Source organism: Amycolatopsis thermalba (assembly GCF_003385215.1).
In the GTDB taxonomy this organism is placed as follows: Bacteria; Actinomycetota; Actinomycetes; order Mycobacteriales; family Pseudonocardiaceae; genus Amycolatopsis_E; species Amycolatopsis_E thermalba.
On sequence record NZ_PQHW01000076.1, the window covers coordinates 26495 to 33463 of the forward strand.

Here is a 6969-nt window from a genome sequence, read left to right on the forward strand (position 1 = left end):
TACCATCGTGCCACCCGCGGCCGGAGAGCAGATGGGGCCCATCGCGGGCGGTCCCGTCAAGCCGTAGGCTTCCCACACACAGGTGTAATCCGGAGGGCTGGCATGGCACAGGACATCGTCCCGATCGAACTCGGGCTGCCGCAGGGGGACCTGGTGACCCTCTGGGCCCCGCGCTGGCGGGAGGACGGCGAGGAATGGGAGGCCTTCCTCGGCGACGAGGAGGATCTGTACGCCTTCCCCGACGCCGCGCACCTGGCCGCGTTCGTCCGGACCGCCGAGCAGCACGACCTGATCGACCACCCGGCGTGGCACGCGGTCCCGGCGCTGAACGTGCCGGAGCTGATCCCCGACGACGACCACTCCTACGACCTGGTCGGCGTGCCCGAGCTGGTCGCCGAGGACCCGGACTCGTGGACGATCAGCGAGCTGGCCGAGATCGTCGGCATCGTGCGCTCGCTGGCCGACGTGTGCGAGCTCGACGAGGTCCACGAGGTGCTGGACGCCACCGAGGGCTTCTCGCTGCTGGAGCAGGGGCGGCTGCCGTTCACCGGCCGCGAGGGTGAGCGGCTGTGGAACGACCTGGCCGAGGCCGTGTCCGAGAAGTGGGACACCGTGCTGGACGCGATCGACGGCCTGGTCAAGGTGCCCGATGTGGACGCCGGCGTGCTCGAGCAGACCGCCGAGGAGCTGGCCACCTTCCTGGAGGAGTCCGCCGAGGCCGAGGTCGAGTCCGAGCAGGCCGACGAGGACCTCGACACGGTCGAGAGCACCGACTCCGACGACGAGGAGGAGGACGTCCCGGTCGGGTTCTGGGGCGAGGTCGGCATCGACCCGATCAAGATCATCACCTCCGGCCACGAGTACTACTCGCTGCGCTGCTACCTGGACGACGAGCCGATCTTCCTCGGCAGCGACGGCAAGATCGACGTGTTCAAGTCGGAGAAGGCGCTCGCGCGGGCGCTGGCCGACTCCACGGCGTTCGCCGACTCGGACCTGGCCGAGGTGTCCACTTGGGACGAGGTCCTCGCCAAGGCCACCGCCGGTGAGCTGGAGGTCGAGGTCGACACCGAGAACACCTACGTGCTGGCCGGCCTGGACGAGGACCTGGCCGAGGGCCCGGACGCGATCGACCCGACGCAGCTGGACCTGGCCGTCGAGCTGATCACCGACGCCGCGGACTGGGCCGGGGACGACGCGGTGGCCACCGCACTGTCCACTTCGGAGAGCCTGGGGTGGCTGGTGTCGTTCGTGCTGAAGCCGGACCCCGGCCGCCTCGCGCCGAGCGCCCCGTTCGACACCGAGCAGAGCGAGTGGCGCAAGCTGGTGGAGGCGTTCGAGAACCGGCTCCGGGTGCACTAGAACCCGTCACAGATCGAGCAGGTGCGCCGCGTTCCCCCCGAGGATCGCGGCGCGCGCTGCTTCCGACGGCGTGACGCGCTCGACCAGCGCGCGGGCCAGCACCGGGTCGCCGTAGGGCGCGTCCGAGCCGAACAACGTCCGGTCCGGCACCTCCGCGATCGCCAGCCGCACCGAGAACACCAGGCTCGCGGTCGACAGCTCCAGCCACAGGTTCGGCGTCTCGCGGACGAGTTCGATCGCGTCGATCCAGTGCCCACCGCCGAGCTGGCTGATCACCAGCGGGGTCCGCGGGTACTTCCGGGCGAGCGCGCCGATGGTCGCCAGGTCGGCGGCGGTGGTCGGGGCGGCGCCGTGCACCACGACCGGCAGGTCGCCGGCCGCGCGCAGCACCGGTTCGAGCAGATCGGCGCGGCCGGGCGGCGGGGTCAGCTCGCCGATGCCGTGCCACTTGCGGCCGATCTCCTCGACCGCGGTCGCCACGTCCGGTGCGAACAGGTCCACCGATCCGAAGCCGAGGAACCGGTCCGAGCCGGCGAGCGCGGCGTCCAGCTCACGCAGGGCCGTGGCCCGGCCGTCGCCGCTGCCGGACAGGCTCCGCGACAGCACGGCCATCTCCCCCTTCAGCTCGTCCAGCGTCGTCGCGCGTTCGGGGTGCGGACGGGTCGCGAACAAGATCGCTTTGTCGACACCGGCCTCGTCGAGGAGGGCGAGGTGCTTCTCGACGGGGTCGTGGACGTGGCTGTGGGCGTCGATGATCAAGGTCTTCCTCCGGGAATCGTGGTACTCCCGGCAGTGTTGATCCCTGACATGGTGGGAAGGTCAAGCGATGCTGATCGGTGAACTCGCCAAGCGCGCCGGGACGACCGAGCGGCTGCTGCGGTACTACGAGCGCGTCGGGCTGCTGACCGCTCAGCGCCGCGACAACGGGTACCGCGAGTACGACGCCGACGCGGTCGAGCGCGTGCGGCAGATCCGCGAACTGCTCACCGTCGGCCTGCCGACCCGGGAGATCCGCCGCATCATCGACTGCGCCCACCCGGACGGCACGCTGGACGCCTGCCCCGGCGTCCTCGACACGCTGCGCGCCCGGCTCACCGAGCTGGACGCCCGCGCCGCGGAACTGACCGCCGCGCGGGCCGCGCTCCGCCAGGCGATCACGACGACCGAGTCTCGGCTCGGACCGGCGTGAGCCCGATCGCCAGCACCGGGAACACCGCGGCGACGCAGAACGCCAGCGCGTAGCGCGAGTCGCCGATCACCAGGCCCAGCAGCGGCGGCGTGAGGGACGCCGCGATGTTCTGCGCCGTGTTCTGCGTGCCCATCGCGCGCCCGGCCCAGTCGATCCCGGCCAGCTCGGCCGACGCCGTGAAGCCGAGCCCGTTGTCCGCCACCGTGATCACCGCCGCCAGGACCAGCGCGAACAACACCACCCACATCCAGGTCACGTCCCCGACCGCGACCAGCAGCATGACCGCCGCGCTCGCCACCGCCAGCTGCCGCATCGGGCGCAACCGGCTGCCCACCCGGTCCGACCAGTAGCCCGAGGCCATCCGCCCGGCCGCGCCCAGCACCTGCACCGCCGCCAGGAACCAGCCCGCCGCCAGCGCGCTCCAGCCGTGCGCCGACACCAGGTACACCGGCGCGAACGCCGACACGGCGAACTGCGGGATCACCAGCAGCGCGCTCGCCCCGTGCAGCCGCCACAGCGTCGGCGTCCGGTACGGCGAGGCCGGCTTCGGCGCGCCCGGCTTCTTCTCCGGCCGCGGCGGGTCGATCACCAGCCACGCCACCAGCGCGGCGACCACCAGCCCGAACACCGCCGGGAACAGCACCGCCGCCTGGAAGCCCCAGTGCTGCGCCAGCGGCGGCAGGGCCAGCGCGGCGACGCCGACGCCGAGCGGCTGCGCGGTCTGCCGCACGCCCATCGCGGTGCCGCGCTCGTCCGGGCCGAACCAGCCCATGACCGCCCGGCCGCTGGCCGCGTTCACCGACGCGGTCAGCATCCCGGCGAGCAGGAACAACGCGAACAGCAGCCCGGTCGACGGCGCGACCAGCGAGGTGACCAGCAGCAGCACCGACGACGCGCCCAGGCCCAGCGCCATCACCAGGCGCTCGCCGTAGCGGTCGGCCGCCGCGCCCCACGCGATCAGCGTGAACAGCACGCCGATGCTGGGCGCGGCGACGATCGTGCCGGCCTGCGCGAGCGTCAGCCCGGCCGCGCGCATCTCCGGCACCAGGAACGGGATGCCGTAGAGGAACGAGCAGCTCGCGGTCTGGGCCGCGAGGCCGAGCGCGAGGATGCCCCACCGGCGCCTACTCCTCGTGTCCAGCACAGCTGCCCGGCTCATCGCGACCGTCCCAAGATATGAGAACTTGTTCCTACATCTTGGACCTTACTTGCCGACGCTAACGATCACAAGGGACTTTCACGCCAACTCGGCGTAGCCCGGTTTGATCACGTTGTTGATCAGGTCGAGCCGTTGATCGAAATCGAGGAACGCCGACTTCATCGCGTTGATCGTGAACCACTGGAAGTCGGCCCAGCCGTAGCCGAACGCCTCGGCCAGCGCGGCGAACTCGCTCGACACCGAGCAGCCGCTCATGAGCCGGTTGTCGGTGTTGACCGTCACCCGGAAGCGCAGGTCCGCGAGTAGCCCGATCGGATGATCAGCGATCGACGCGGCGGCGCCCGTCTGCACGTTGGAGGACGGGCAGATCTCCAGCGGGATGCGGCGGTCGCGGACGTAACTCGCGAGCCGGCCGAGGTGGACCGTGCCGTCCGGATCGCGTTTGATGTCGTCCACGATCCGCACGCCGTGCCCGAGCCGTTCCGCGCCACAATGCTGAATCGCCTCCCAAATGGAAGCGAGTCCGAACGCCTCACCGGCGTGAATGGTGAAATGCGCGTTATTGGTGCGCAGATATTCGAATGCGTCGAGGTTGCGGGTGGGCGGGAATCCGGCCTCCGGTCCCGCGATGTCGAACCCGGCCACCCCGGAGTCCCGGTAACGCACCGCGATCTCGGCGATCTCGGCCGCCCGGGCGTGCTGACGCATCGCACACAGCAAAGTACCCATTCGGATGACTTTTCCCTGCTGAGCCGCTCGACGCTCACCCTCCGCAAACCCCGCCAGGACGGCCTCCACGACCGCGTCCAGCGTCAGCCCGCGCTCGACGAACAGCTCCGGCGCGTACCGCACCTCGGCGTAGACCACGCCGTCGGCGGCGAGGTCCTCCACGCACTCGGCGGCGACCCTGACCAGCGCTTCTTCGGTCTGCATCACGCCGCAGGTGTGGGCGAAGGTCTCCAGGTAGGACTCCAGGGAGCCGGAGTCGGCGGCGTCGCGGAACCAGCGGCTCAGCTCGGCCACGTCGGTGGTGGGGAGATCGCGGTAGCCGAGGGCGTCGGCCAGTTCGATCACCGTCCCCGGACGGAGTCCTCCGTCGAGGTGATCGTGGAGCAGGACCTTGGGCGCCCGGCGGATGTTTTCCATGGTCAGGGGCGCTGTCGTGGCGTTGTCGGACATGCTCCGACGGTACCCCCGCGGCGGTCACCTACATGGACGCGCGTGATGGCAACTCTCAGGCTCCACTCGAGCTTCAGGCCGCGCGCATTCGGCCAACCGGGGCCACCACGGCGTTCCCGCCTTTACGGGGGCGATACCCAGAGCAATTCCGCAATGGTTAAGCTTCCGCCACGTCCCTCTTTCCCCGCCGACGAAGGACACCGAAGTGACCACTGATAACCACATTGGAGCTCCGTCCTTCGACCGGATGCGCAACATGCTGGTGCGCGCGGCCGAAGTCCGCGAGAGCGAGCAGCAGCAGATCTTCGACGCGCTCGATGACATCTACGCGCGGCTCGCTCCGGTCGACTCCCTGGGCGCCGTGCGCAAGCGGCTGTCGGAGCTGCCCGACCGCACCGAGGTCGGCGTGCTCGCCGAGCGCCTGGACGAGGCCATGTCCCGCCTGGAGGCGCAGGACAACGCGCTCGCGGACCTGGCGCGCGCGGTGGAGAGCATCGTCGACAAGCTGGCGAAGCCGTTCGCCCAGCTCGACGGCCGCCTGGACGGTGTGGCCGCCCGGTTCGAGGGCGTCGCCGGCCGGATGGACGGGCTCGAGGACAAGCTGGAGAACATCCACCGCCGCCTGGACGACCTGAACGGGCACCTGGACAAGCAGGACGCGAAGCTCGACGCGCTGCCGCAGGCCGTGCACGGCCCGGTGAAGGAGCGCATCGAGATGGCCGAGTCCATCCTGCGCGACCGCGTCGACTCGGGCATGAGCGAGCTGCGCGAGCGGGTGGACAACGGTGTCGGCGAGCTGCGCGAGCGGGTCGAGAACGGCCTGACCGAGCTGCGCGGCCGCGTGGACGAGGCGGACAGCCAGAACCGCGAGCGCGTCGAGGCGGCCACGCAGGCCCTGCGCGGCGCGATCGACGAGACCGGCGAGATGCTGGACCCGACCGAGCGGCTGGAAGCGCTGTCTTCGCGCCTGGAGCAGATCACCGGGCGCCTGGACGATCTGGCCGGCCGGATCGACAAGGTCGACGAGGGGGTGGCCGTGCAGTTCGGCGACCTCGGCGGCGCGGTGAAGAGCGGGTTCTCGCGGGTCGAGGGCACGCTGTCCAGCCGTCCGGACACCGAGTCGGTGGGTTCCCTGGTGCGCCGCAGCAACGAGGAGTCGGAGCGGCGCATCGGCGGCCAGCTGGACGAGGCGATGGCGACGTTCGCGGAGCTGATGCTCGGCGGTGGGCCGTCGGTGCCGCAGATCGCCCCGCCGCCGCCCGCGCAGCGCCAGCCACGGCGGGCGCGCAACGGCCGGGCGCCGAAGAACGCCGACGTGAAGGCCAAGCCCGAGGGTGACGACTCGGAGGCCTGAGTTCTCGCGTTGTCAAGGCCCCGGGCACGCCGTGCCCGGGGCCTTTCGCGTGTCTAGGCTCGGACCATGCTGCGGTTGGAATCCCGGTGCTGGGCGTCGACGACCTCCCCCGGGCCGAAACGTTCTGGACGAAGGCGCTCGGCCTGCGCCCGACGGGCGAGTGGGTGAACGAGAACTGGCGCACCCTCAGCGGGGAGGACGGGCCGGTGCTGGCGCTGATGCGCAGTGAGACGCCGGTGCAGCGGCATCCGCGCGTGCACCTGGACCTGTTCGTGGACTCGGCGGAGGAGCAGGCAGCCGAGACCGCGCGGCTGGTGGCTTTGGGGGCGGTGCAGGTGGACTGGGAGCTGTACCCGGAGGACCCGGATTTCGTGGTGCTGGCGGACCCGGAGGGGAACGTGTTCTGCATCGTGGATTTGGGGCACGGGGCCGCGAACTGAGGAGCGGTGGATTGGTGGTCGGTAACGGGAGTGGACCGACTACGCACCAGACCCGCACCTTCTGCACAACCGGCGGCCGGCAACGGCAGTGGACCGACTACGCGAAGGCCCGGAGCCCTCCTGCACAACCGGCGGCCGGCAACGCAAGCAGACCGACTACGCGCCAGCCCTCCCCCGCCCCCGATCCCCAGCCTGCTTTTGGTCGCCGATCAGGCGTGTCAAGGTACTCTTTCCCGCCTTGACACGCCTGCTCGGCGACCCATACACACCCAAGGTGAGGGGGCGGGGG

7 protein-coding genes are annotated in these 6969 nt (G+C 70.8%); 4 read left to right on the forward strand and 3 right to left on the reverse strand.

What is annotated here, in order from left to right; translation table 11 throughout:
- Positions 1–102 precede the first annotated feature (102 nt).
- Positions 103–1359 (forward strand): primosomal protein, encoded by a 1257-nt coding sequence (locus tag D0D15_RS25465; RefSeq protein WP_094004031.1) that lies wholly within the window; start codon positions 103–105, stop codon positions 1357–1359.
- Between the two features lie 6 nt (positions 1360–1365).
- On the opposite strand, the gene D0D15_RS25470 is transcribed toward D0D15_RS25465, so the two are convergent.
- Positions 1366–2118: an amidohydrolase family protein gene (locus tag D0D15_RS25470; RefSeq protein WP_094004030.1), complete on the reverse strand. Its 753-nt coding sequence runs from the start codon at positions 2116–2118 to the stop codon at positions 1366–1368.
- Between the two features lie 67 nt (positions 2119–2185).
- Here D0D15_RS25470 and D0D15_RS25475 point away from each other — a divergent pair, with 67 nt between their 5' ends.
- A complete protein-coding gene (locus D0D15_RS25475; protein WP_094004029.1) occupies positions 2186–2548 on the forward strand; it encodes a MerR family transcriptional regulator in 363 nt (120 codons plus the stop codon).
- On the opposite strand, the gene D0D15_RS25480 is transcribed toward D0D15_RS25475, so the two are convergent.
- Both D0D15_RS25480 and D0D15_RS25485 read right to left on the reverse strand, forming a co-directional pair.
- Entirely contained in the window at positions 2514–3707 is a 1194-nt protein-coding gene (locus tag D0D15_RS25480) for an MFS transporter (RefSeq protein ID WP_094004028.1), read from the reverse strand. The two genes, D0D15_RS25475 and D0D15_RS25480, sit on opposite strands and share 35 nt — an antisense overlap.
- Positions 3708–3785: 78 nt before the next feature.
- Positions 3786–4886, reverse strand: a complete 1101-nt coding sequence (locus D0D15_RS25485; protein ID WP_094004027.1) for an adenosine deaminase — start codon at positions 4884–4886, stop codon at positions 3786–3788.
- A 205-nt stretch (positions 4887–5091) separates the two neighbouring features.
- On the opposite strand from D0D15_RS25485, the gene D0D15_RS25490 reads away from it, so the two are divergent.
- The gene (locus D0D15_RS25490) at positions 5092–6240 is read left to right on the forward strand and encodes a coiled-coil domain-containing protein (protein ID WP_094004026.1); all 1149 of its coding nucleotides are present in this window, start codon (positions 5092–5094) and stop codon (positions 6238–6240) included.
- A gap of 80 nt (positions 6241–6320) precedes the next feature.
- Positions 6321–6680, forward strand: a complete 360-nt coding sequence (locus D0D15_RS25495) for a VOC family protein (protein ID WP_338024666.1) — start codon at positions 6321–6323, stop codon at positions 6678–6680.
- Positions 6681–6969: the final 289 nt, after the last annotated feature.

What these genes read in the sequence shown, in the direction of transcription:
- D0D15_RS25465 (WP_094004031.1), top strand. Translation starts at nt 103, where the DNA reads ATGGCACAGGACATCGTCCCGATCGAACTCGGGCTGCCGCAGGGGGAC.
- D0D15_RS25475 (WP_094004029.1), top strand. Translation starts at nt 2,186, where the DNA reads ATGCTGATCGGTGAACTCGCCAAGCGCGCCGGGACGACCGAGCGGCTG.
- D0D15_RS25480 (WP_094004028.1), bottom strand. Translation starts at nt 3,707, where the DNA reads ATGAGCCGGGCAGCTGTGCTGGACACGAGGAGTAGGCGCCGGTGGGGC.
- D0D15_RS25485 (WP_094004027.1), bottom strand. Translation starts at nt 4,886, where the DNA reads ATGTCCGACAACGCCACGACAGCGCCCCTGACCATGGAAAACATCCGC.